The organism is Shimia abyssi, assembly GCF_003014475.1.
Lineage (GTDB): Bacteria > Pseudomonadota > Alphaproteobacteria > Rhodobacterales > Rhodobacteraceae > Shimia > Shimia abyssi.
In genome coordinates this window covers 659721-682187 of sequence record NZ_PYGJ01000001.1, presented here as the reverse complement: position 1 = coordinate 682187, position 22467 = coordinate 659721, and the positions used below count along the sequence as shown (strand labels likewise).

22 protein-coding genes are annotated in these 22467 nt (G+C 56.6%); 12 read left to right on the top strand and 10 right to left on the bottom strand.

What is annotated here, in order from left to right; translation table 11 throughout:
• Nucleotides 1-2: 2 nt before the first annotated feature.
• On the top strand, nucleotides 3-2189 hold the full coding sequence (locus tag CLV88_RS03305; RefSeq protein WP_106606913.1) for a heavy metal translocating P-type ATPase: 2187 nt from the start codon (nucleotides 3-5) through the stop codon (nucleotides 2187-2189).
• Nucleotides 2190-2192: 3 nt separating this feature from the next.
• A complete protein-coding gene (ccoS, locus tag CLV88_RS03300) occupies nucleotides 2193-2351 on the top strand; it encodes a cbb3-type cytochrome oxidase assembly protein CcoS (protein ID WP_106606912.1) in 159 nt (52 codons plus the stop codon).
• 64 nt (nucleotides 2352-2415) lie between these two features.
• On the opposite strand, the gene CLV88_RS03295 is transcribed toward ccoS, so the two are convergent.
• Both CLV88_RS03295 and CLV88_RS03290 read right to left on the bottom strand, forming a co-directional pair.
• Nucleotides 2416-3741, bottom strand: a complete 1326-nt coding sequence (locus CLV88_RS03295) for a D-alanyl-D-alanine carboxypeptidase family protein (protein WP_106606911.1) — start codon at nucleotides 3739-3741, stop codon at nucleotides 2416-2418.
• A gap of 235 nt (nucleotides 3742-3976) precedes the next feature.
• On the bottom strand, nucleotides 3977-4678 hold the full coding sequence (locus CLV88_RS03290) for an HAD family hydrolase (RefSeq protein WP_106606910.1): 702 nt from the start codon (nucleotides 4676-4678) through the stop codon (nucleotides 3977-3979).
• A 91-nt stretch (nucleotides 4679-4769) separates the two neighbouring features.
• On the opposite strand from CLV88_RS03290, the gene clpS reads away from it, so the two are divergent.
• The 4 genes from clpS to hemF all read left to right on the top strand — a co-directional run bounded on the left by clpS (nucleotide 4770) and on the right by hemF (nucleotide 7932).
• The gene (gene clpS / locus CLV88_RS03285; protein ID WP_106606909.1) at nucleotides 4770-5111 is read left to right on the top strand and encodes an ATP-dependent Clp protease adapter ClpS; all 342 of its coding nucleotides are present in this window, start codon (nucleotides 4770-4772) and stop codon (nucleotides 5109-5111) included.
• Between the two features lie 25 nt (nucleotides 5112-5136).
• Nucleotides 5137-6120: a class I SAM-dependent methyltransferase gene (locus tag CLV88_RS03280; protein ID WP_106606908.1), complete on the top strand. Its 984-nt coding sequence runs from the start codon at nucleotides 5137-5139 to the stop codon at nucleotides 6118-6120.
• Between the two features lie 47 nt (nucleotides 6121-6167).
• Nucleotides 6168-6968 carry an SDR family NAD(P)-dependent oxidoreductase gene (locus CLV88_RS03275; protein ID WP_106606907.1) on the top strand — a complete coding sequence of 267 codons (801 nt, stop codon included), beginning with the start codon at nucleotides 6168-6170 and terminating at the stop codon, nucleotides 6966-6968.
• Between the two features lie 73 nt (nucleotides 6969-7041).
• Nucleotides 7042-7932: an oxygen-dependent coproporphyrinogen oxidase gene (gene hemF / locus CLV88_RS03270; RefSeq protein ID WP_106606906.1), complete on the top strand. Its 891-nt coding sequence runs from the start codon at nucleotides 7042-7044 to the stop codon at nucleotides 7930-7932.
• Between the two features lie 50 nt (nucleotides 7933-7982).
• Here hemF and CLV88_RS03265 read toward each other — a convergent pair whose 3' ends face one another.
• Nucleotides 7983-8552 carry a hypothetical protein gene (locus CLV88_RS03265; protein WP_106606905.1) on the bottom strand — a complete coding sequence of 190 codons (570 nt, stop codon included), beginning with the start codon at nucleotides 8550-8552 and terminating at the stop codon, nucleotides 7983-7985.
• Between the two features lie 111 nt (nucleotides 8553-8663).
• Nucleotides 8664-9623, bottom strand: coding sequence for a hydroxymethylbilane synthase (hemC, locus tag CLV88_RS03260; RefSeq protein ID WP_106606904.1), 960 nt, complete (start codon nucleotides 9621-9623; stop codon nucleotides 8664-8666).
• A gap of 213 nt (nucleotides 9624-9836) precedes the next feature.
• Between hemC and hemE the strand changes: the two genes are divergently transcribed.
• Entirely contained in the window at nucleotides 9837-10871 is a 1035-nt protein-coding gene (gene hemE / locus CLV88_RS03255) for a uroporphyrinogen decarboxylase (protein WP_106606903.1), read from the top strand.
• A gap of 208 nt (nucleotides 10872-11079) precedes the next feature.
• Here the strand turns inward: hemE and CLV88_RS03250 are convergent, their stop codons facing one another.
• On the bottom strand, nucleotides 11080-12420 hold the full coding sequence (locus CLV88_RS03250) for a serine hydroxymethyltransferase (RefSeq protein WP_106606902.1): 1341 nt from the start codon (nucleotides 12418-12420) through the stop codon (nucleotides 11080-11082).
• A 109-nt stretch (nucleotides 12421-12529) separates the two neighbouring features.
• On the opposite strand from CLV88_RS03250, the gene CLV88_RS03245 reads away from it, so the two are divergent.
• Nucleotides 12530-13411: a LysR family transcriptional regulator gene (locus CLV88_RS03245; protein WP_106607085.1), complete on the top strand. Its 882-nt coding sequence runs from the start codon at nucleotides 12530-12532 to the stop codon at nucleotides 13409-13411.
• Here CLV88_RS03245 and deoD read toward each other — a convergent pair.
• From deoD to CLV88_RS03220, 5 genes are all read right to left on the bottom strand, one after another.
• Nucleotides 13385-14095 carry a purine-nucleoside phosphorylase gene (gene deoD, locus CLV88_RS03240; RefSeq protein WP_106606901.1) on the bottom strand — a complete coding sequence of 237 codons (711 nt, stop codon included), beginning with the start codon at nucleotides 14093-14095 and terminating at the stop codon, nucleotides 13385-13387. The two genes, CLV88_RS03245 and deoD, sit on opposite strands and share 27 nt — an antisense overlap.
• A gap of 79 nt (nucleotides 14096-14174) precedes the next feature.
• Nucleotides 14175-14465: an acylphosphatase gene (locus CLV88_RS03235; protein WP_106606900.1), complete on the bottom strand. Its 291-nt coding sequence runs from the start codon at nucleotides 14463-14465 to the stop codon at nucleotides 14175-14177.
• A gap of 84 nt (nucleotides 14466-14549) precedes the next feature.
• On the bottom strand, nucleotides 14550-14864 hold the full coding sequence (locus CLV88_RS03230; RefSeq protein ID WP_106606899.1) for an H-NS histone family protein: 315 nt from the start codon (nucleotides 14862-14864) through the stop codon (nucleotides 14550-14552).
• 155 nt (nucleotides 14865-15019) lie between these two features.
• Nucleotides 15020-17023, bottom strand: a complete 2004-nt coding sequence (locus CLV88_RS03225; RefSeq protein WP_106606898.1) for a protein meaA — start codon at nucleotides 17021-17023, stop codon at nucleotides 15020-15022.
• Nucleotides 17024-17119: 96 nt separating this feature from the next.
• On the bottom strand, nucleotides 17120-17713 hold the full coding sequence (locus tag CLV88_RS03220) for a GNAT family N-acetyltransferase (RefSeq protein ID WP_106606897.1): 594 nt from the start codon (nucleotides 17711-17713) through the stop codon (nucleotides 17120-17122).
• A 69-nt stretch (nucleotides 17714-17782) separates the two neighbouring features.
• On the opposite strand from CLV88_RS03220, the gene CLV88_RS03215 reads away from it, so the two are divergent.
• The 4 genes from CLV88_RS03215 (at nucleotide 17783) to CLV88_RS03195 (ending at nucleotide 22428) form a co-directional block, all read left to right on the top strand.
• Nucleotides 17783-19150: a 1-acyl-sn-glycerol-3-phosphate acyltransferase gene (locus CLV88_RS03215; protein WP_106606896.1), complete on the top strand. Its 1368-nt coding sequence runs from the start codon at nucleotides 17783-17785 to the stop codon at nucleotides 19148-19150.
• 153 nt (nucleotides 19151-19303) lie between these two features.
• On the top strand, nucleotides 19304-20590 hold the full coding sequence (gene ccrA / locus CLV88_RS03210) for a crotonyl-CoA carboxylase/reductase (RefSeq protein WP_106606895.1): 1287 nt from the start codon (nucleotides 19304-19306) through the stop codon (nucleotides 20588-20590).
• 386 nt (nucleotides 20591-20976) lie between these two features.
• A complete protein-coding gene (locus CLV88_RS03200; protein WP_106606893.1) occupies nucleotides 20977-21699 on the top strand; it encodes a helix-turn-helix transcriptional regulator in 723 nt (240 codons plus the stop codon).
• A gap of 81 nt (nucleotides 21700-21780) precedes the next feature.
• A complete protein-coding gene (locus CLV88_RS03195; protein WP_106606892.1) occupies nucleotides 21781-22428 on the top strand; it encodes an acyl-homoserine-lactone synthase in 648 nt (215 codons plus the stop codon).
• The last annotated feature ends 39 nt before the right edge of the window (nucleotides 22429-22467 follow it).

Genomic DNA, 22467 nt, shown 5'->3' with positions numbered 1-22467 from the left:
ACATGACCGCCGCGATGCGCCCAAACCTGTCAGCCTGTCCCGCCTGTGACGCCGCACCGGCTGCGCAGGCTCTGGCCGGGCGTGCGGCGCAAGACGACGCGCGGCTGGCATTGTCGGTGCCAACGGTGCATTGCGGTGCGTGTATTTCAACCGTAGAAGAAGCCCTTTTGGCGCATCCGGGGGTCGTGTCAGCTCGTGTCAATTTGACGTTAAAACGTGCCACGGTTGAGGCAGAGCCTGACCTGACGGCAGGTGATCTTATCAATGTGCTTGAGCGTGTTGGCTATGAGGCGCATGAGCTTGATGCGGGCACATTAAGTGCGACGCAATCGGATAAGGCAGGACGTGATTTGTTGATGCGGCTGGCGGTGGCTGGCTTCGCATCGATGAACGTTATGCTGCTATCCATTTCAGTCTGGTCCGGGGCCGAAGCCGCGACGCGTGACATGTTCCATTGGATCTCTGCGGCAATCGCATTGCCCACGATCGTCTTCTCGGGTCATCCGTTTTACGTCAGCGCGTGGTCGGCATTGAAGCATCACAGGTTGAATATGGATGTGCCGATTGTGCTGGCCATCCTTCTTGCTGTTGTGACGTCGCTTTGGGAAACATCGCTGAGCGGAGAGCATGCCTATTTTGATGCGGCGCTTGCCTTGGTCTTCTTCCTTTTGGCGGGGCGATATCTTGATCACCGCACGCGCGCAGTGGCGCGCTCTGCCGCCGAAGAGCTCGCCGCATTGGAAGTGCCGCGCGCGGTGCGTGTGCGCGACGGCGTCGAAGGAACCGTTCAGGTCAGCGATCTTGCTGTGGGCGATTGGGTGCTTGTGCGACCCGGCGGTCGGATGCCAGTTGACGGCGACATTGTCGAAGGTCAATCCGAGCTGGACCGTTCACTGCTGACCGGCGAAACACTGCCTGTCTTTGCCGAACCGGGTCTGGGTGTCAGCGCCGGAGAAGTGAACCTGACCGGGCCGTTAGTGATCCGAGCAACAGCGGTGGGGCAGGAGACCAGCCTGCATCGTATGGCTGATCTTGTCGCCGTGGCCGAGTCGGGGCGCTCGAATTACACGTCGCTGGCTGACAAGGCTGCGAAACTCTATGCACCGGGAGTGCATATCTTATCAGCGCTCAGCTTTCTGGGCTGGTATCTTTATACGTTTGACGTGCGCACCGCGCTCAATATCGCAGCTGCGGTGTTAATCATTACGTGCCCCTGTGCGCTGGGTTTGGCGGTGCCTGCCGTAACCACCGCAGCTTCGGGTCGGCTTTTCCGCAAAGGTATGCTGATCAAGCATTCGACGGCTCTCGAGCGCTTGGCACAGGTTGACACGGTCGTTTTTGACAAGACCGGAACGCTGACTGCGGGCACTCCGGAATTGACCAATGCGGATGATATCGCACCAAATAACATATCCATAGCACTGGCTTTGGCCATGGGGTCATCGCACCCGCTCAGCCGAGCAATCGTTGCCGCCGGAAACGCCGACCAATTGCGCCCGGCGCGGGTGAGCGATATTGAAGAAGTGCCCGGTTTTGGGACCCAGGGTCGCCTAGACGGGCAGTTGGTGCGGCTTGGGCGCGCGTCTTGGGTGGGGGCAGAGACTCCGACACAGACCGCGGCCTTTTTGGTAGTTGGTGATGGCGCGCCAATTAAGTTCTTGTTCGCTGACACCCTCAGGGACGGCGCCGAGGAAGCAGTGAGCGCACTCAAGGAAGACGGCAAAGACGTTATTCTGCTCTCCGGCGACACCGCCGGCGTGGTTGAAGCACTGGCTCAGCGGCTTGGGATCGAACGATGGGTGGCCGACGCACTGCCAGAAGACAAGGCGAAGCGCATTCAATCGCTGGCGTCTGACGGGCGGCACGTGTTGATGGTGGGCGACGGACTAAACGATACCGCCGCATTGGCCGCAGCCCATGTGTCGATTTCTCCGGCCTCGGCGCTGGATGCGGCGCGGGTGGCGTCGGATATCGTCCTGTTGGGGGGTGACCTCAGCCCAATCGCCGATGCGCTAGCAACCTCCAGGTCGGCCATTCGCCGCATCCGAGAGAACTTTCGCATTGCGACAGTTTACAATATCATTGCCGTACCGCTGGCGGTGGCTGGGCTTGCCACTCCGCTCATAGCGGCCTTGGCAATGTCCTTGTCGTCGATAACCGTATCACTGAACGCTTTGCGCCTGAGGTAACACATGCAGATCCTTGCCTACCTTATCCCGATTTCGCTGATCCTGGGCGGCGTTGGCCTGTTGGCATTTGTCTATACGGTTAAGTCGAACCAGTATGATGACCCCGAAGGGGACGCGCAGCGTATCCTATCTGGGCAATATGACGACAAGCCCAAAGGTTGATCGCTCATCAAAAAAGGCGCCGATTGGCGCCTTTAGTTTTGATCGATTCGATTAACTCAGACCGTCAACCTGGCCCGATTGTGTAACAAGTGATCTGGCGGGCTTGCAGTCGACGACAGGCCAGATCCGCGCTTTCCTCTGACATTCCCATAAAGTTCGCTTCGAACCCGCGCTTGCTCTTGGTGACTTTGCGCAAGGTGCCATCCAGTGTCGACATTTCGGCCAGCGCCGTTTTGAGAAGTTTTTTCTCGGCTGCATATCGGCTGTTAAACCGACCGACGTTGATGCCCCAATGGCGCCCGCCAGAGGTGGAAATGCGCGTTACAACACGCGGTTGCGGCGGTTGTACCGGCGCTTCGGCGCTGACGACTGCTTGGCCGGTTTCCTCTTGCGCCTGTAGCAATGCAGATTGGATATCGTGCTCAATTATCTTGGCCGCCGCAATGACCACAGCTTGGTTCTCTGGCTCGTTTGTCACTGGCCGCAGCTTGGGGCGCAGTGATTTCTTGACCGCCGTTGCGACGCGCACAGTTTTGCCCGCTGGAACACCGCCACCCTTGTAGCTCGGTGTATTTGGCTTGCGCAGCGCAACGTTGCTGGGTGCACGTTTAAACCCAAGGTCGAGCAATTCAGCGACTTTTGCATTGCGCGATGCGGTAGAACGGCCGCCAAACACAGTGGCAATGATACGCTCGTTCCCACGTTCGGCGGAGGCCACAAGATTGAAACCCGCAGCTCGGGTATATCCGGTCTTGATCCCATCTGCACCGCGATAGGCGTTCAGCAGGCGCCGGTTGGTATTGGCCACTTCCTTGATCCCTGCGTGGGTCGAGCGGCGCGAGAACAGGTTGTAATAATCCGGGTAATCATAAAGCAGGTGCCGACCTAACGTTGTCATGTCGCGTGCGGTCGACAAGTGACCCGATTCCGTGAGGCCATGGGCGTTCTTAAACGTCGTGTTACTCATCCCAAGGGCCTTGGCCGTGCGATTCATTCGGCGCGCAAATGCGGCCTCCGACCCTTCCAACGCTTCGCCAATTGCGGTCGCTGCATCATTGGCGGATTTTACTGCGGCCGCGCGTATCAAGAAGCGGAACTTGATACGCTGCCCAGACCGCAACCCAAGTTTGGAAGGCGGCTCGGCGGCGGCGTTCTTCGAGATGCGTACTTTTGTATCAAGCGAAATCTCGCCGTTTTTTACCGCCTCAAACGCAATATAAAGCGTCATCATCTTGGTCAATGATGCTGGATGCAAACGCGTGTCTGCATTGCGCGAATGCAGGACTTCTCCCGATCGCGAGTCGATCACCATAGCCGCATAAGGTGCCGCGAAAGAAACGACTGGCGCGCCAATCGAAATCCACAGCAAGGTTAATACGAATAGCCCCATGCGGGCCGGCGATGTGTGCCGAACCTTCACTTGAACTGTCCTTTGCTCTGCCTCTGGCCGCCGGTTTTTTGGTGGCTGACCTTTTATTTGGCTTTAGGCTAGCACAGAGCTAAAACTGAATAAAGTGTTTGTTTTTGGCGATTTGTTCGGCGACTCTGATGCAAAATGGCAGATGTAGGGGGTCCTGGCAAAAAAGATGCTATCCCTGCCATTTTGGACAGGTCACAATTTTGTTTCAGCCAATTTTAGCAATTATCTCGTTAAGGCCCTCTACAGTGGTCAGCTCAAAAAAGCGTGAATTTTGTGCAGGTATGTCCGCTTTTTCCAATTCCCAAGCGGGGCCCTGGGGGATGTGGACGGCCCAACATCCAGCTTTGATCGCGGGTGCGATGTCAGATCGCATTGAATCCCCAACCATCATTGCGCGGTGGGCGCCGTCGCCGTTTTGCGCAAACACTCGTGTGTAAACGTCGGCAGTTTTGTCTGATACAATTTCGATCCAGTCAAACATCTCACCCAACCCGGATTGAGCGAGTTTGCGTTCCTGGTCCAAGAGATCGCCCTTGGTGATCACGACAATTCGATGGCTCTGCGCCAGTGCTTCGACAGTTTCCTGAACGTGCGGCAAAAGCTCTATCGGGTGGCGCAGCATATCGCGCCCAGCCGCCATCAATTCGGCGATGACCGATGCAGGAACGCGCTCTTGGGTAACGTCAATCGCGGTTTCGATCATGGACAACACGAACCCCTTTATCCCGAAACCATAATGCCCGATATTGCGCCGTTCGGCCTCGAGCAATCTGTCATGCAAGTGATCTGCGGGGGCAAAATCTGCCAACAATTCCGCGAATCGATCTTGAGTAATGCGGAAAAACCGCTCGTTGTGCCAAAGCGTATCATCTGCATCAAAGCCAATTGTCGTAAGATTTCTGCGCATGGGCCTGCTCAATAGGGGTACTGCCCCTTTTCTATCCCGGTGCTGAGGTTATATAAACATTCAACGTGTAACCCCCAGAGTGGACGCTCATATGTCATTGCAGCCCATGCTGATGTCTAACGGACCCAAAGATGATGACGGCGACGTGGGTGTCGCTGTTCAAACACGTGCCAAAACCAAGCGTCCGCCACTTTATAAGGTGCTGCTGTTGAACGACGACTACACGCCGATGGAGTTTGTTGTTCATATATTGGAACGGTTCTTTGGACTGAACCACGCGCAGGCCTTTGAAATCATGCTGACTGTGCACAAAAAAGGTTTGGCAGTTGTTGGTGTTTTCAGCCACGAGATTGCCGAAACGAAGGTCACACAGGTGATGGATTTTGCGCGCCGCCACCAGCATCCGTTGCAATGCACGATGGAGAAAGAGTGAGCCGGCTTTCGGCGCACCAACATATATGTCTCATTCCCGACTGACCCTTGCCGCTGACGAACACGGCTTGCCCGTTTCAGGTGACGGTAGAATTGCCGTTTTTGGACCCCGAGCCGAATACGACCTGTCCGCTTTGCCCAAAGATCGATGCCAGATCATTCAGCCGCTAAAGCCGGATCATGAGGCGTTTGCCCAGTCCGGATATACCTGTGACGTCGCAGCCGAAGGACCGTTTGCCATGGCGGTTGTGGTGCTTCCTCGTGCGAAGGCGCAGGCGAGGGATATGTTGGCGCAGGCGGCTCAGATGGCGGAACTGGTTGTGGTTGATGGTCAGAAAACCGATGGAATAGACAGTATTCTCAAGGCGTGTCGCAAGGAGGCCGAAGTTGAAACGGTTGTCTCCAAGGCGCATGGCAAACTGTTTTGGTTTCGCGATGCGGATCTGTCTGATTGGCGCGCTCCTGCGGCGACGACGCTTGACAGCGGCTTCATAACGAAAGCTGGCGTGTTTTCGGCCGACGGAATTGACCCAGCGTCCGAGGCATTGGCTGATGCGTTGCCCAAGAAACTGGGCCGGGTGGTGGCCGATCTGGGGGCCGGTTGGGGGTATCTTTCAGCGAATATTCTGGCACGCGAGGGCGTTGACGAGCTGCATCTGGTTGAGGCGGATCATGTTGCGTTGGAGTGCGCACGGCGTAACGTGGCGGACTCTCGCGCACAGTTTCACTGGGCCGATGCCACCAATTGGGTGCTAAAGACGCCAATCAACACAGTTGTTATGAATCCGCCATTTCACACAGGCCGCAAGGCCGAGCCAGGGCTAGGAATCGCGTTTATTCAAACGGCAGCGCGAGTTTTGACACCCAGCGGACATTTGTGGATGGTGGCTAATCGACATCTGCCGTACGAAACTACGCTAGAAGCGTGTTTTGCAAAAGTCGAAGAAGTGGCCGGGGACAATCGTTTCAAGGTGCTTCACGCGCAAAGACCGTCTCGTAAGCGGCGATGAAAGCGCGTAATCTGTTTGGAATCGTGACAGCGTGATGGGGATCGCTCATGTCTTATTCAGTCGCGGGTAAAACCGTAATTGTGACCGGGGCCGCTAATGGTATCGGTCTGGCGCTGGGGCGGCATTTTGTCGATCATGGTGCAAATGTGATGTTTGCCGACATGGACGAAAAGCGCCTCGTCGAAGAGTTGGGTGAAAAGCGCGAAGAGGGCAATATCCGTTATTTTGCGGGGGATTTGCGTGAAAAGCTGACGATCAAGAACCTGATTTCAGCGACAATTGATGCCTTTGATCAGGTCGATATTCTGATTAACGGATGTCGGCAGGTGTTACGTACTGACCCGTTGAATCCAGATGATAATTCTGTTGCACTGATGCTGGAACAGAACTTGATGACCGCACTACAGCTTTCTCAGATGGTGGCCAAGCGCATGATCAAGCAGAGCGAAGATCGCCAAGAGGGACAAGCGGGGGCCATTGTTAATCTCAGCTCAATTGCAGCGCGTCGCACACATCCTGATTTACTAGCTTATTCTGTTTCGACCGCGGCGCTTGATCAGATGACACGATCCATGGCTGTTGCCCTCGCGCCGCATCGAATCCGAGTAAACGCCGTTTCGTTTGGCTCAGTGATGTCCGCCAGTCTGCAAGGCACCCTCAAGGAGAACCGCGAATATCGTAGCGAGATCGAGCATCACACGCCGTTGGGGCGCATCGCAGCCCCGGGTGAGCTGGCGGATGCCGTGCAATTTCTGGCTTCGGAAGGGTCGGCCTTTACCACCGGACAAATCCTGACGGTGGATGGTGGGCGCACTTTGTTGGATCCGGTAACTGCACCTGCGCACTAATGTGTGACGATGCGTCTATGGTCTCTTGGGTGGGGCGCTGATAATCAGGACGCGCCAGCCAGAGAGGGACCCAATGTCGGATCAAATGGACAGCCAAAAAGACCGGGCAAGCGCTTGGTTCCGGACGCTTCGTAACGATATTGTCGCGGCTTTTGAGGGGCTTGAAGACAGTCATTCATCTGGGCCATTGGCTGATCAACCCGCAGCGCGTTTTGAGGTCAGCGCGACCAAGCGTGCCAGTCAGGATGGATCAGACGCGGGTGGTGGGCTGATGTCTGTTATGCGTGGCGGACGGGTTTTTGAAAAGGTTGGCGTCAATATCTCAACCGTCTATGGTCAGCTCGGAGAGCGGGCGCAGGCGGCAATGGCGGCGCGCAAAGGCATTCCCGGCATGAAAGACGATCCACGGTTCTGGGCCAGCGGTATCAGTCTTGTCGCGCATATGCAGAATCCGCACTGCCCAGCGGTGCATATGAATACGCGCATGTTTTGGACACCCCACGCATGGTGGTTTGGCGGCGGTTCTGATCTGAACCCTTGTTTGGAATATGATGAGGACACGACGCATTTTCATGGTGTTCAGAAAGACCATTGCGACCGACATGGTGACCATTATCCACGGCTAAAGGCGTGGGCGGACGAGTATTTCTATATTCCCCATCGCAACCGTGCACGTGGGGTGGGCGGCATTTTCCTTGACGACCATAACACCGGTGATTGGGAAGCAGATTTCGCTTTTATTCAGGATATCGGCCGAGCATTTTTGCCCGCCTTTGTGCCCTTGATCGAGAAACGTCGCGGCGCAACTTTTGGAGATGCCGAGAAAGACGCGCAGCTGGTGCATCGCGGGCTCTATGCCGAATATAATCTGGTCTATGATCGCGGCACCAAGTTTGGCTTGGAAACAGGGCATGATGCCAATGCGGTTTTGATGAGCCTGCCACCGATGGCCAAGTGGGTCTAAAGACAAAACGGCGCGCCTGGGCACGCCGTTTTATTGCGTAAGCCGCTGATTTATGACGCTTTACGCGCCATACGGATGTCGCGGCACAACAGGCTGTGCAACATCTCGATCTCAGTATCCGTACCGCGGATGGCGGTCAGCTCGTTGGGTGTGTTCATAAAGCGAATGCGCAACGCAGCCATGCCAACGGGCATGTCAGAGCGGCGCACATAGATGCTTTTGACATTTCGCAATGGAATGCGTTTGCGCGCCTTTGTGCGGTCCTGACGGTTAAGGGCGCACACCACCAGCTCGTTTTTGCGTGGGTCAAAGCGGATTTCGCTGCGATGTCCGCGAATGGCAAAGCTGTAAACGGCAAGGCCGACCAGAGCAAAAGTGATAGAAAGTAAGCCCTTACTTACAGCGGGGTCGCCCGCAAAATTTGTATCCGGGAACGTCCACTGAACCAGCGCGCCCAGCACGGTGACAATTCCGAAAAAGCGCAAGATAGCCTCGTTGCGCGACGTGTGGCGGAACTTGCCTGTGGTTTCGCTGACTGCGTAGCCGCCTTCAGCGGGCGCTGCGATGAGCGAGTTCCAGTTTTCTGCCCCCACGGCACCAAAACGGACCAAAGCGTTCATGAGATCGTCCTCTGTTCAATCAATCAGAGGCAGAATCGTCGGGAAACGTGGCCAAATCGTGGAGCATTTGGTCCGTATTGAAGGAATTAACTATGTTGACGGAAATCCGGATTAGGATCGCCAGTCAAAAAAGCCGGGGCCCGCTTGTGCCAGCAAATGTTCTGCCATCTCGCGTCCTAGGGCCGCGCCGTCCTCGATCGGAGCTGAGCGAGCGTCCTTGAGACTTTCTGAACCATCTGGGCGCAACACTTCGCCACGCAAGCGCAAAGTGGCACCATCCAGCTCGCACAGGCCCGCAATAGGGGTTTCGCAAGACCCATCCAGCGCGGCCAGAAACGCGCGCTCGGCAGCCAGACGTTGTCCAGTGGGGGTGTCATGTATGGCCGACAACAAGTCGGCGGTGTTGGTATCATTTGCGCGCCGTTCAATGCCTATGGCGCCTTGGGCGACGGCGGGCAGCATTTCTTCTGGTTGGATTGCAGATGCGGCGACATGCGACATCTCAAGGCGGTTCAGTCCCGCCATCGCAAGGAACGTGCAATCGGCGATGCCTTCTGACAATTTCTTGAGGCGGGTTTGCACATTGCCGCGAAACTCGACAACTTGCAGGTCAGGGCGATAGTTCAACAACTGTGCCCGGCGGCGCAGAGAGGACGTGCCTACCACCGCGCCGCTGGGCAAATCAGCAAGAGTTTTTACGTCAGAAGAGACAAACGCATCCCGCGTATCTTCGCGCGGGAGATAGGTGTCGAGCACCAGGCCGTCGGGCTGGAGGACTGGCATGTCCTTCATGGAATGTACGGCAATGTCGATGGCGCCAGACAGTAAGTCTTCCTCAATTTCCTTTGTAAACAATCCCTTGCCGCCCAATTCCTTGAGCGGTTTGTCCTTGGCGATCAACGCGGCATCATCGCCGGTTGTTTTGATCACAACGATCTCAAACGCCGCGTCGGGCAGGTCAAAGGCGGCCATCATGCGACGGCGTGTCTCATAGGCCTGAGCCAGAGCCAGCGGAGACCCGCGGGTGCCGATTTTAAGGTGCGAGTCGGGAGAGGGAAGCGTCAAAGTCATGGTGTCGGTCTAATCCTGCTAGGACGGTCTGACAAGCGCGGAAGGGTTGACAACCTTGTCCGCGCGCGTGACCAAGCACAGTGTAAAGCCCCGCGAAAAGAGGCGTGTTTCATGCGACTGAAATGGCACGAATTGCGAATGGGCGACATTGATGCAGGTCAACGCTGGGATGCCTTGTGGCGCCTAGGACTGAGCGGAACGAAAAGGTGACGCATGACACAGAAAAAGAAAATCCTCGCGGCGCTGGCCGGTGAAACCCTAGAGACGCCGCCGATCTGGATGATGCGTCAGGCCGGACGGTATCTGCCTGAATATCGCGCAACGCGCGCTCAGGCGGGGGATTTCCTCTCGCTCTGCTATAACAGCGAGCTGGCAGCGGAGGTCACATTGCAACCTATCCGTCGCTATGGCTTTGACGCGTCGATCCTGTTTGCCGACATTTTGCTGTTGCCCCAGGCGTTGGGCGCGGATTTGTGGTTTGTCACGGGTGAAGGCCCGCGCTTGTCGACCATTCAAATAGAAAGTGACTTCGAAAAGATTAAGCCTGCGTCAGAGATCCACGACGTGCTGAATCCGATCTATGAAACCGTGCGTATTTTGCGCCGTGAATTGCCCGAAGACACAACGCTCATTGGGTTTGCGGGCGCACCGTGGACTGTTGCGACCTATATGGTGGCCGGGCGTGGCACGCCGGATCAGGGGCCTGCTCACGCGCTCAAAGATGAGAATCCGGCGCTGTTTCAACAGATTATCGACCGGCTGGTTGAGGGCACAATTGATTACCTCTCTAAGCAAATCGATGCGGGGGCCGAAGTTGTTAAGTTGTTTGACAGCTGGGCTGGATCGCTCAAGGGGGTTGACTTCGACCGGTATGCCGTTGAACCAACACAGAAAATCATCTCTGCGCTGAAAGACCGACACCCGGATATACCAATCATTGCGTTCCCACGCGGCGCGGGCGAACGTTATGTCGGATTTGCCGAGGCGACGGGTGCGGATTGCGTGGCGCTGGATGATGGTGTCAGCCCGGAATGGGCTGCGGAACATGTGCAAAAGAGCATCTGTGTTCAGGGGAATCTCAAATCATCTCATATGGTTACCGGTGGTCAGGCGCTGGAGGATGAAACCCGGCACATTGTCAAAGCCTTTGGCAAGGGACCACATATTTTCAACCTCGGGCATGGGATTACACCCGATGCAGACCCTGAAAATGTGCAGCTGATGATTGACACTGTACGCAATGGTTAACAGGCGGTGACACTGCAAAAACCGACGTCGGTATTTTGTCGGTATCGCGTCGGTGCGGTTTTCAGGCACAGGCGGCTTAACCCATCGCGCGTTGAGTTATCCCTTCCGTGACCACTTGGACCCGGCGGGCCTTGCCCGTAGCAGGCTCATCGCCCCTTGGGGGCGAAGAGCCATGCCCAACCAATGGCGGGTCAGCTTGCTGATCTGATCATTGGGCGGGAGTGCTCGCGTCGTGAATAAAATGCAGCCTGTTAAATGAGGCGCGCCATTCTGATGTGTCCGCCGCCTGTTTTTCAGGGGAGGAGCTCTTTAGGGCGGTTGCGATACGCATGGCCAGTTCGGGCGCTTCGCCTGCGGTCATCCCCCAACGCACCAGTTCTGGGGTGCCGATGCGTAATCCGTTCATGTCGTTTGCGACCTCTGCCACTGGAAGGCCGGTGCCGCAGGCCAGATAGCCAGCTTTGCGCAAATGTCGGGACGCAGTCTGTCCTCCGCCAAACGGGTCGGCGATTATTGCAAATTGATGCGACTGCGTTGGTCCGCCTTCTGTTTCAAATACCGGGATACCGTTGGATTTGAAAGCGTCGGCCAGGGCTTGCGCCATGTCGATCATCGCACGGGCATAGGCCGTGCCGTGATCGCGCCAATCAAGCATGGAGACTGCCAGCGCCGCAGATTTGGCCGCGTCAAAATTTGCCGTCATGCCGGGAAAGGCGATGGCGTCGAGGCGCTGGGCAATCTCGACTTCGTCTGTGACAATCAGGCCAGAGGGTGGGCCACCAAGGCTCTTGTAGGTGGACATGGTCATCATATGCGCGCCCTCTTTTAGTGGATTGCGCCATGCCCGCCCGGCTATCATCCCGCATTGATGCGCGGCATCAAACAACACGTATGCACCAACAGTGTCAGCAATTTCACGCACTTCGCGCACAGGGTGTTCCAGAAGGTTGAGCGACCCTCCTACCGTGATGAGAGCGGGCTTCACCTGTTTGACCAAATCGGCAAGCCCTTCAAGGTCGATGGTATAGCCATCTGCATTCACCGGGGCCGGGTGACTGTGCAACCCATATAGACCAGCACATCCGGCGGCGTGATGCGTAACATGCCCGCCAATTTGTGCCGGGGGCGTAATGATGGCATCGCCGGGTTTGGCCAATGCCATAAACCCATAGAGATTGGCCAGCGCACCAGAGGGCACGCGGATTTCTGCAAACCGCGCATCAAACACCTCGGCACAGAGTTCTGCGGCGATGATTTCGATTTCCTCAATGGCCTCCAGCCCCATTTCATATTTGTCGCCGGGATAACCCAGAGACGGGCGCGTGCCGATTCCTGAGGATAACAGTTCTTCGGCGGCGGGGTTCATGACGTTGGTGGCCGGGTTGAGGTTGAAGCAGTCACGCTCGTGGATATCGCGGTTTTGCTGGGCAAGGCTGGCGATGTGGGACGAGATGGTCTGGCTTGTGGCACCGACAGTTTCGGCGGCGACGCGTTTGACGAGGGTTTCGGTTGCGGCGGGCACCCAGGGGCGGGGACGAAGGCTATGCATATCTGCTCCAATGCGAAGGATCTGCCTGCATTGGAGCGCAAAGAATGCGTTGGGCGCAAATCAGAAATCATGTAAGCTAGGCATAGTAAATCTGAGCCTAGAGATGATCATGTCCGTACTGCCACCACGCCCCAAAGGGCCACCCATTACGTCGTTGCGCGCCTTTGAAGCGGCCGCGCGTTTGGGGGGATTCACCCGTGCGGCGGATGAGCTGTGTGTCACTCCCGGCGCAGTTGCTCAGCAAGTCAAAGCGCTTGAGGCGTGGTGCGGGGTCGATTTGTTCGAACGACATGCACAGGGCGTTCGGCTGAGCCGTGTCGGGGTTGAGGTGCTGCCGAGTTTAAGTGCTGCGTTTGATGCAATGGGCGAGGCGGTTAGCGTTTTGCGCCGTGCAACGGCACCGGGGCGCGTTCACATTTCGGCACTGCCAGCGGTGGCACAGCTTTGGCTTTCGCCCCGGTTGCCCGCGATCCGTGCAGCCTTGGCGGATGTGGAAATCTCGGTCACAGCGTTGGAGGCCCCGCCCAACCTTGCGCGAGAACCATTTGATTTATCAGTTTTTTACGGGGAGGGTGACGGGCGGCTGATCGCGCGGGATGAGATTTTTCCGGTTTGCGCGCCAGAAGTGGCGCGACAATTGCAGAGCATAGAGGATCTGGCAAATGTGCCGTGTTTAGCCGATGCGGTCTGGACGCAGGATTGGGAGACGTGGCTCAGTGGTTGTGCGACGCAGGTGCCATTACCAGCGCCGGTGCGGGGACCGGTTTATTCGCTTTATGCGCTGGCGGTTGAAGAGGCGGTGAATGGGGCCGGCGTGCTGATAGGGCATAGCGCGTTGGTGGCGCGGCACTTGGAGAGCGGTGCACTAGTGGCGCCGTTTTCGCGGCGTGTGACCCTGCCGCGCGGGTTGGTCTTGGGGGTGCGAGGCGGCGAGATGTCGCCGCCCCTGACAGCGTTGGTGAACCTACTGATCAGCGAAAGCCGCCTCTAGCGCGATCTCGACCATGTCGCCAAAGGTCTTTTCCCGATCCTCGGATGGCAGCGATTCATGGGTGAGCAGGTGATCCGACACGGTCAGTACCGCGAGAGCCTTGCGGCCGTGGCGCGCGGCAAGATTATATAGCTCGGCGGCTTCCATTTCGACCCCAAGGATCCCGTGGCGCACCATCTGTTCGTTAAGGTCTGGACGTTCGTCATAGAACACATCGGCAGAATAAATATTGCCCACATGGGTTGGCGTTCCGCGCGACGTTGCAGCATCTGCGGCGGCGCGTAGCAGGCCATAATCGGCACATGGGGCAAAGTTAAGCTCGCGGAAAATACCGCGCGAGGGGGTTGAGATCGAGCTGGCCGCCTGAGCGATCACCACGTCACGCACCTTGACCTTGTCCTGCATTCCGCCGCACGAACCAATGCGGATCAGGGTTTGCGCGTCGTAGCTGGTGATCAGTTCGTTGACGTAGATCGACAGTGATGGCATTCCCATGCCGGACCCCTGAATGGTGACGCGATGGCCATTCCACGTTCCCGTGAACCCCAGCATACCGCGCACCTGATTGATGCATTCAACGTCGGAAAGAAAAGTCTCAGCCGCCCATTTTGCCCGGTACGGATCACCGGGGAGAAGCACAGTTTGCGCAATCTGCTCGGGTTCGGCGCCAATATGAATCGTCATGAAATGTTCCTGTCCTCGTAGCGTTTAATATAGCCCCAGATGACGCGATCTGCCGCGCGCGTGCAAGGGCTACGCGGGGTCAGCGCTGGATTTCAAACGTGTTCAGGGATGGATCGGGCGGGCTGAATTGCGATTGCACATCGCGCACCGCAGCCACGCCGGGACCTGACCAGAACTCTTCGACCAGAGTGTCAACGCTGGCGCGATCGCCTTGGACAAAGGCGGACACGGATCCGGTTGGATCGTTACGTACCCATCCGGTGAGGCCGAGAGTAGTCGCGCGCGACCGTGTCCACGCCCGAAATGCAACGCTTTGGACGCGGCCTGTAATCTTTACGGATTTCGCATAGTCGGGGACAGTTTGAGACATGATGTCCTCCTCTGTCCCCCAGTGTGACCTGTACCCCGAGTCGTTGCAAATAACGTTATTGCGTGTTCTTAGGGTAGGTCGAATTCAGATTTCCATCTGATCGGGCGCAATTCCTGCGGCGAGCGCTTCGTCAAACCATTTTGGTTTGCGCCCTTTTCCGGTCCAAGTCTTAGATTTGTCATCCGGGTGCGCATATTTCGGAACACCCTTTGTCAGTCCACCTTTGCGTTTACCCGCAACGGAGGCGATTTCGTCAAGCGAAAACCCGTATTGTTCTGCGGCGCTTTGAACCGCCTTGAGCGCATTTTCACGACGCTCGGTTTCCAGCTTGACCAATTGAATTTCAATATTCGCCTTTAATTCCAGCAATTCTTCGCTTGTCATGCCATCTAATTTCATGGCGCTCCCCTTCGCTTTTTATCCTAGCGATTTTCTAATTAAGCAGCGGGTGAAAAATAGGGGTGATATTGTGTCATGTTGCGTGGAATCGAAAAAAACGATGCAACTTGCAAATTCAGGATGATCGATTTAACCCGCTTTTCATGCTAAACGGGTTAAATCGTTGATACCTTTGACGCTATTTGGCGTCGTAATTCCGCGGCGACGGCCTTGGGGTCAGCCAAAGTGACGATGTCGTGCATAATTGTATTCAACTCAAAGTCCTTTGGCGTGTAAACACGCGCCACACCCATTGCGCGCAATCGGTCGGCATCTTCGTCTGGAATTATGCCGCCAACGATTACCGGTGTGTCGGAAAGCCCCTGGTCACGCATGCGCGCCATCAAGTCTTCAATCAGTGGGATGTGGCTTCCTGACAAGATTGAAAGACCTACAACATGGGCTTTATCTTCAATTGCTTTCGCAACTATTTCCTCGGGTGTGAGGCGGATGCCATCATATGTGATATCCATTCCGCAGTCACGCGCGCGGAAAGCGATTTGTTCAGCTCCGTTTGAGTGGCCATCAAGGCCGGGTTTTCCAATGACAAATTTCAGGCGACGTCCCAAACGATCCGACACTGCGTCGACCGCATCGCGAATATCATCCAACCCTTCGGTTTTATTGGACGGCGCGCCGGATACGCCAGTGGGGCCACGGTATTCGCCATGTACAACCCGCATTTGCGCAGCCCATTCGCCGGTTGTAACACCAGCCTTGGCGGCTGCAATCGAGGCGGGCATGACGTTTTCACCGGATTTCGCAGCGGCGCGCAGGGCGGCGAGCGCCGTTTCGACGGCTTTCGCGTCGCGACCATCGCGCCATTCGTTAAGGCGGTTAATCTGTTCCTGTTCGACGGCCGGGTCCACCACCATAATGCCACCATCGCCGGTCATCAGAGGCGAAGGTTCGCCCTTTGTGAATTTGTTCACGCCCACAACCACGGTTTCGCCAGCCTCGATCCGGTTGAGACGGGCAGCGTTGGAATCGACGAGGCGGGATTTCATGTAGTCAATGGCGTCAATCGCGCCGCCCATGCTGTCGAGATTGGCCAGCTCGTGGCGCGCGCCGTCTTTCAGCGCTTCGACCTTGGCATCAACCGCCGGGTTGCCGTCAAACAGATCGTCAAACTCCAGAAGGTCGGTTTCATAGGCCATGATCTGTTGCATCCGCATTGACCATTGCTGATCCCAGGGGCGTGGCAGGCCAAGGGCTTCGTTCCAGGCGGGCAACTGCACAGCGCGGGCACGAGCCTTTTTCGAGAGTGTCACGGCGAGCATTTCGATCAGGATGCGGTAGACGTTGTTTTCGGGTTGCTGTTCGGTCAGGCCCAGAGAGTTGACCTGAACCCCATAGCGGAAGCGGCGGTATTTGGGGTTCTCAACGCCATAGCGGGTTTCGAGGATTTCGTCCCAGAGATCGACAAAGGCGCGCATCTTGCACATTTCGGTGACAAAGCGAATGCCTGCGTTCACGAAGAACGAGATGCGACCGGCCAGTGCCGGGAAATCTTCGGCCGGAACGCGGGGTTTGAGCGCGTCGAGCACGGCAATGGCGGTGGCCAGCGCAAAGGCAAGCTCCTGTTCTGGTGTCGCGCCAGCCTCTTGCAGGTGATAGGAACACACATTCATCGGGTTCCATTTGGGCACGTTCGTATAACAATACTCGGCCACGTCCGCGATCATTTTGAGCGACGGGGCGGGCGGGCAGATATATGTGCCGCGCGACAGGTATTCTTTGATCAGGTCGTTTTGCACGGTGCCTTGAAGCTTGGACACGTCCGCGCCCTGTTCCTCGGCTGCGGCAATATAGAGCGCTAGCAACCACGGTGCCGTGGCATTGATGGTCATAGAGGTGTTCATCTGTTCGAGCGGGATTTCGTCAAACAGGGTGCGCATATCACCGAGATGACAGACAGGTACGCCAACTTTGCCAACTTCGCCGCGTGACAACACATGGTCGCTGTCATAGCCGGTTTGGGTGGGCAGGTCGAAGGCGACAGACAAGCCGGTTTGCCCTTTGGCCAGGTTGGAGCGGTAAAGCGCGTTGGACGCTTGCGCGGTAGAGTGGCCTGCGTATGTGCGGATCAGCCAGGGGCGATCTTTCTGCGGTTGCGACATTTGGCGGTCCTCGTGAATCGTGTGCGTAATATTCTTGCGTCAGAGGTTAGATATGCGAAATATCATGTGCAAGTCAATTCGCTGCGTTGCGGCAATTTAAGTTTCTACCCGCCAGACCATCTTTGTCGAGCTTTTAAACCCAAATACGAGCCGCAGAGGGCCGAGATGCTCGACGCCGGTCGGTTTAAAGCCTTCACGCTCATATAAAGCGCGGGCGCGAGGGTTTGTGTCGATAACGTCCAATCGAACGAAGGAGACAGATCGGTGGACAGCTTCTGCCTTGATTGCGTTCAGTAGAATTGTGCCAACGCCGCGACCACGGGCAGACGCAGCGACAAAAATGCCATCCATTAGTAAGGTGTCCGATACGGTGTCGCGTTCAAGAAGCGCCAGCAGAGCGACACGCCACAGTGTGCCAAAATGGCCGTAATGTCGGGCCATCTCACTATATCCTGCGTCAACCAGAGCGCCCTTTGCGGTTTTGAAGCCGACGACTCCCAGAAGAAGGCCGTTGTGATCGCGGGCCACCAGCGCAAAGTCCGGGTTGAGGGCGGCGTTAAAAAAAGCCAGGGCCTTCTTGGTCGGGCGCATGACCAGGCCAAGTTTGCCGGAAAAAGCCTGCCAATAGAGATCGACCACCTGAGGGCGTTCGGAATCAGTAAAGCCGGGAGTGACCGTGATGTCGCGCATATACGTTTCTATTGTTGCGGTTTGTGCATTTGATATTTACCTGAGCGCCGTGCATTGCAAGAGTTGGTCATGACTTCGGTTGTCGAAATCCCCCTTTGGCTATTCATCCTGATCCTGCTGTTTGCAGCGGTCACAGCAGCCAGCCATTTGTTATTCCCGTCGGTGCGCTGGTTTTTCCGCCGCCGGATGGAGCGCGCAGTGTCGCAGCTGAACACGCGATTGGAGCGTCCGATTGAGCCATTTAAGCTGGCGCGGCGCTATGACATGATCCAGCGTCTGATTTATCAGCCCGACGTCGCAAAGGCGGTGACAGATCGCGCCGCCGAAAATGGCGTGCCCGAAAACGTCGCCTTTGAAGAGGCACGGCGCTATGCACGCGAGATTGTGCCATCGTTTTCGGCCACGGCCTATTTCGGCTTTGCCATTCGGGTGGCACGGTTGCTGAGTACGTCGCTGTTTGAGGTGCGTCTGTTGCAGACGCGCCAGTCGGTGCTGCGAGATATTCCCAAGGACGCGACCGTGGTGTTTGTGATGAACCACCGCAGCAACATGGACTATGTTCTGGTGACCTATCTGGCGGCAGAACGGTCGGCATTGTCCTATGCCGTGGGCGAATGGGCGCGGGTGTGGCCGCTAAGCCGGTTGATCCGTGCGATGGGCGCTTATTTTATCCGGCGTGATCGGGGCAACGCGCTCTACCGCAAGGTTTTGGCGGCGTATGTGCGCTTGGCCACACAAGGCGGTGTCACGCAGGCGATGTTCCCGGAGGGGCGGCTGAGCCTGTCGGGCGGGCCGCAGGATCCTAAGCGGGGATTGTTAAAGTATATCACCGAAGGGGTCGATCCGGCGTCGCGCGACGTTGTGTTTGTACCTGTGGCCATAAATTATGACCGGGTTCTGGAAGATCGTATTTTGCTGGCGGCCAAGGCGCGCGGTGGCAAAGGGTTTCACGCGCGTATCAGCGTGGTCGCCGGGTTCTTTCTGAAACACATGTGGCAGCGGCTGTTAGGCCGGGGCAATCGGTTTGGCACGGCTGCGGTCAGTATCGGCCAGCCATTGTCCTTGCGTGAGTATGCGCCAGATGGCGACGCGGCGGCAGAAGCGCTGGCTGGGGAGCTGATGGGGCGGATCAACGCGATTGTACCGGTTTTGCCGGTCCCATTGGTGGCGGCCATTGTTGAAGACGCTAAGGCTCCTCTGTCTCGGGCAGCAGTCGACAGCTTATTTGCCGACCGGGTGCAAAGGCTGGATCGGCCCGGCGCGACAGCGCAGGTTGTCTTGCCCGAAGGTGATCAGAACCGGGCGATAGAAGAGGCTTTGGCCACATTGACCAAGCGGCGCATGATCCGCAGTGTTGATGGAACTTTTGAAGCCAATCCGGACGAAGCGGATGCGCTGGCCTTTTATGCCAACTCAATACGACACTTGGTAAGCTGATTTCGCAAGTGCAGCGGAAATTTCTGCAACTGCTGGGTTATAAAATTTCAAAATGAACCCAAATGTGGTTGCAATGTTGCGTTAGCGTCGATATTTCATCTTCAGACAGCGCGATTCTGCATCGCGGCAACATGTTTGACACAGGAGGCGACTATGGCTTTGGACACCGAGAGCGCAATTGCAGCGTATGAGGCTCCCAAGAAGGACCTTTATGAAGTAGGGGAGATGCCTCCGCTGGGACATGTACCCAAACAGATGTATGCGTGGGCGATCCGTCGCGAACGCCATGGCGACCCGGAGGTCTCATTCCAGAAGGAAGTTGTAGACACCTGGGAAATCGACAGCCACGAAGTTCTGGTGCTCGTGATGGCCGCGGGCGTGAACTATAATGGTGTCTGGGCGGGCAAAGGTGTTCCGATCAGCCCGTTTGATGTGCACGGTCAGGATTACCACATTGCCGGGTCGGACGCGTCGGGCATCGTTTGGGCCGTTGGTGACAAGGTCAAGACGTGGAAAGTGGGCGACGAGGTTGTCATTCACTGTAACCAGGATGATGGCGACGACGAAGAATGCAACGGTGGCGATCCGATGTTTTCTCCGACGCAGCGGATCTGGGGCTATGAGACGGGTGACGGGTCATTTGCCCAGTTCACAAGGGTTCAGGCGCAACAGCTGATGCCGCGCCCCAAGCATCTGACCTGGGAAGAGGCGGCGTGTTACACGCTGACGCTGGCGACGGCATACCGGATGCTGTTTGGCCACCACCCGCACGAACTGAAGCCCGGTCAGAACGTTCTGGTCTGGGGCGCGTCGGGCGGATTGGGGTCGTATGCGATCCAGTTGGCCAACACGGCGGGTGCCAATGCGATCGGCGTGATCTCGGACGAGAGCAAGCGACAGTTCGTGATGGATCAGGGCGCCAAGGGCGTGATCAATCGCAAAGAGTTCAAGTGTTGGGGGCAACTGCCCACCGTGAACTCACCTGAGTATAATGAGTGGCTCAAGGAGGCGCGCAAGTTCGGTAAAGCGATCTGGGACATCACCGGCAAGGGTGTGAGCGTGGATATGGTGTTCGAACATCCAGGTGAGGCGACATTCCCTGTTTCGACGCTGGTTGTGAAGAAAGGCGGGATCGTTGTGATCTGTGCCGGGACCAGCGGGTTCAACACCACGTTTGACGTGCGTTACATGTGGATGCACCAGAAGCGTCTTCAGGGATCGCACTTTGCCAACTTGAAGCAGGCAGCATCGGCGAACCGTTTGATGATCGATCGCCGTCTGGACCCGTGCATGTCAGAAGTGTTTGCGTGGGAAGAGATCCCGGCTGCGCACACCAAGATGATGAATAACGAGCACAAGCCGGGCAATATGGCGGTGCTGGTGCAGTCGCCCAAGACGGGCCTGCGTACAGTCGAAGACGTTCTGGACGCCGGAAAATAAGAAATTCGCGCCTTTGGGCGCGTGTCGACAGAAACGAATCACCCCCGAAACCCATGCCGGTTCGGGGGTGATTTACGTTTTGGAAAGGGCTTTTAGGTAATTCAAAGCCTTGCAGAACGCCCCCTCACTATTTCTGGGGAGAGAAAATCAGCGAATATCTTAACAAGAAGCGTTCGTGCTATGCTTGTATTAACCTTTCATTAACCACTGAAAACGAGAGTCAATTATGAAAAACGACTGGATACTCGACGTTCTTGCTGATCTGCGGACTTTTGCTTTGGCGAATGGTCTGGAGGATTTGGCTGACCAGCTGGATGACACCCGGATGGTCGCCGCATGCGAGATCGTTTCGATGGCTGAAAAGGTGGGAACGGCGCGACATGGGGATGACGCAAAAACGGGAAACGTTATTAGAGGAGTTAGAGAGCGCGCAAGGGCTTGAGGCTCTACAAGGCGCGATAGAAGAGCTGCGCGAGCATTTCAGTGTGGACCATATGGTCTATCACTGGGTCAGCAGCTCTGGCGAACAATATGGGTGCGGAACATACTCGCCCATTTGGGTGCAGCGCTATCTGGATCGGAACTATATTCGGGTCGATCCGGTAATTATCGGGTGTTATCAAAGGTTTCATCCGGTTGATTGGAAGCGTCTCGACTGGTCCAGCAAGGCCGCGAGAGAGTTTCAAAAAGAAGCCATTGACCATGGGATCGGCAATCAGGGCTTTTCGATTCCGATCCGTGGCCCCAATGGTCAGTTCGCCCTTTTTTCGGTCAGCCACCACTGTGACGATGACACCTGGGCCACATTCACGGACGCCAATCGGCGGGATCTCATCTTGATCGCACACGAGTTCAATCAAAAGGCGCTGGAGCTGGAACCCGGGCGCACGCCGGATCAGCAGCGTGCCCTGTCTCCGCGAGAAGTGGACGCGATGACATTGATCGCGATGGGGTATTCGCGCGCGCAGGTGGCAGAGACTCTGTCGATCTCTGAGCATACTTTGCGGGTCTATATTGAGAGTGCGCGGTTCAAGCTGGGCGCTCTAAATACAACCCATGCGGTTGCTCAGGCGATGAGTCGCGGTTTGATTGTTGTCTCAAATGGTTAACGCACCGGGGCGGTCGTTAGCTCGGTGTTAAGGTGCTGAAAGGTAACTCTTTTCCTGCTCGAAACGGGAAGGGAAGCCAGAATGCTCCATTATATTTATGCGGATCAACTCGACAATTTTCCAAAACTGAAGCGTACGATGTTCCTGGATCGTTCCGATCAGTTCAAGACGCGTCTGAACTGGGACGTGAACGTGGATGAGAACGGTGAGGAGCGCGACGAATACGACGCGCTGAACCCGCTCTATGTGATCTGGGAAAAGCCGGACGGAAGCCATGGCGGCTCGATGCGGTTATTGCCGACGACGGGGCCATGCATGGTCAACGATCATTTCTTGAACCTGACGGATGGTGTGCGGATCGAAAGCCCGCTGATCTGGGAATGCACCCGGTTCTGTCTGGCGCGTGACGCAGAACCGCGTACGGCGGCTGCGCTGATGCTGGCGGGTGGCGAGGTAATGACCGGATTTGGTGTGGAACACTACGTCGGTGTGTTTGACGCGCGCATGGTGCGGATTTACCGCCTGATCGGATCATCGCCCGAGGTGTTGGGATCAGAAGGCAAAGGGCGCGAACAGATCAGTGTTGGTCTGTGGAGTTTTACCGAAGAGGCGCGCGCCAAGGTGGCCGAACGCGCAGGTCTGGACCCGGCGCAATCGCGGGCATGGTTCGAGGCCGCATTTGGCAGTGATGCAGGCGCAGCTTTGGTGGAATTCGCGCAATCGGCGTGATCTGCGCTGGTACGTCCATTGGCGCGGCTGTAGGGTCGC

Excerpts from the sequence above, each read along its gene's own strand:
- CLV88_RS03235 (WP_106606900.1), bottom strand. The coding sequence starts at position 14,465 with ATGTCTCAAACTGTCCCCGACTATGCGAAATCCGTAAAGATTACAGGC.
- CLV88_RS03230 (WP_106606899.1), bottom strand. The coding sequence starts at position 14,864 with ATGAAATTAGATGGCATGACAAGCGAAGAATTGCTGGAATTAAAGGCG.
- CLV88_RS03215 (WP_106606896.1), top strand. The coding sequence starts at position 17,783 with ATGACTTCGGTTGTCGAAATCCCCCTTTGGCTATTCATCCTGATCCTG.
- clpS (WP_106606909.1), top strand. The coding sequence starts at position 4,770 with ATGTCATTGCAGCCCATGCTGATGTCTAACGGACCCAAAGATGATGAC.
- hemE (WP_106606903.1), top strand. The coding sequence starts at position 9,837 with ATGACACAGAAAAAGAAAATCCTCGCGGCGCTGGCCGGTGAAACCCTA.
- CLV88_RS03225 (WP_106606898.1), bottom strand. The coding sequence starts at position 17,023 with ATGTCGCAACCGCAGAAAGATCGCCCCTGGCTGATCCGCACATACGCA.
- CLV88_RS03195 (WP_106606892.1), top strand. The coding sequence starts at position 21,781 with ATGCTCCATTATATTTATGCGGATCAACTCGACAATTTTCCAAAACTG.
- CLV88_RS03220 (WP_106606897.1), bottom strand. The coding sequence starts at position 17,713 with ATGCGCGACATCACGGTCACTCCCGGCTTTACTGATTCCGAACGCCCT.
- CLV88_RS03200 (WP_106606893.1), top strand. The coding sequence starts at position 20,977 with ATGACGCAAAAACGGGAAACGTTATTAGAGGAGTTAGAGAGCGCGCAA.
- CLV88_RS03295 (WP_106606911.1), bottom strand. The coding sequence starts at position 3,741 with ATGGGGCTATTCGTATTAACCTTGCTGTGGATTTCGATTGGCGCGCCA.
- deoD (WP_106606901.1), bottom strand. The coding sequence starts at position 14,095 with ATGACGATTCATATTGGCGCCGAACCCGAGCAGATTGCGCAAACTGTG.
- CLV88_RS03290 (WP_106606910.1), bottom strand. The coding sequence starts at position 4,678 with ATGCGCAGAAATCTTACGACAATTGGCTTTGATGCAGATGATACGCTT.
- CLV88_RS03250 (WP_106606902.1), bottom strand. The coding sequence starts at position 12,420 with ATGCATAGCCTTCGTCCCCGCCCCTGGGTGCCCGCCGCAACCGAAACC.
- CLV88_RS03275 (WP_106606907.1), top strand. The coding sequence starts at position 6,168 with ATGTCTTATTCAGTCGCGGGTAAAACCGTAATTGTGACCGGGGCCGCT.
- CLV88_RS03265 (WP_106606905.1), bottom strand. The coding sequence starts at position 8,552 with ATGAACGCTTTGGTCCGTTTTGGTGCCGTGGGGGCAGAAAACTGGAAC.
- CLV88_RS03280 (WP_106606908.1), top strand. The coding sequence starts at position 5,137 with ATGTCTCATTCCCGACTGACCCTTGCCGCTGACGAACACGGCTTGCCC.
- hemF (WP_106606906.1), top strand. The coding sequence starts at position 7,042 with ATGTCGGATCAAATGGACAGCCAAAAAGACCGGGCAAGCGCTTGGTTC.
- CLV88_RS03305 (WP_106606913.1), top strand. The coding sequence starts at position 3 with ATGACCGCCGCGATGCGCCCAAACCTGTCAGCCTGTCCCGCCTGTGAC.
- ccoS (WP_106606912.1), top strand. The coding sequence starts at position 2,193 with ATGCAGATCCTTGCCTACCTTATCCCGATTTCGCTGATCCTGGGCGGC.
- ccrA (WP_106606895.1), top strand. The coding sequence starts at position 19,304 with ATGGCTTTGGACACCGAGAGCGCAATTGCAGCGTATGAGGCTCCCAAG.
- hemC (WP_106606904.1), bottom strand. The coding sequence starts at position 9,623 with ATGACTTTGACGCTTCCCTCTCCCGACTCGCACCTTAAAATCGGCACC.
- CLV88_RS03245 (WP_106607085.1), top strand. The coding sequence starts at position 12,530 with ATGTCCGTACTGCCACCACGCCCCAAAGGGCCACCCATTACGTCGTTG.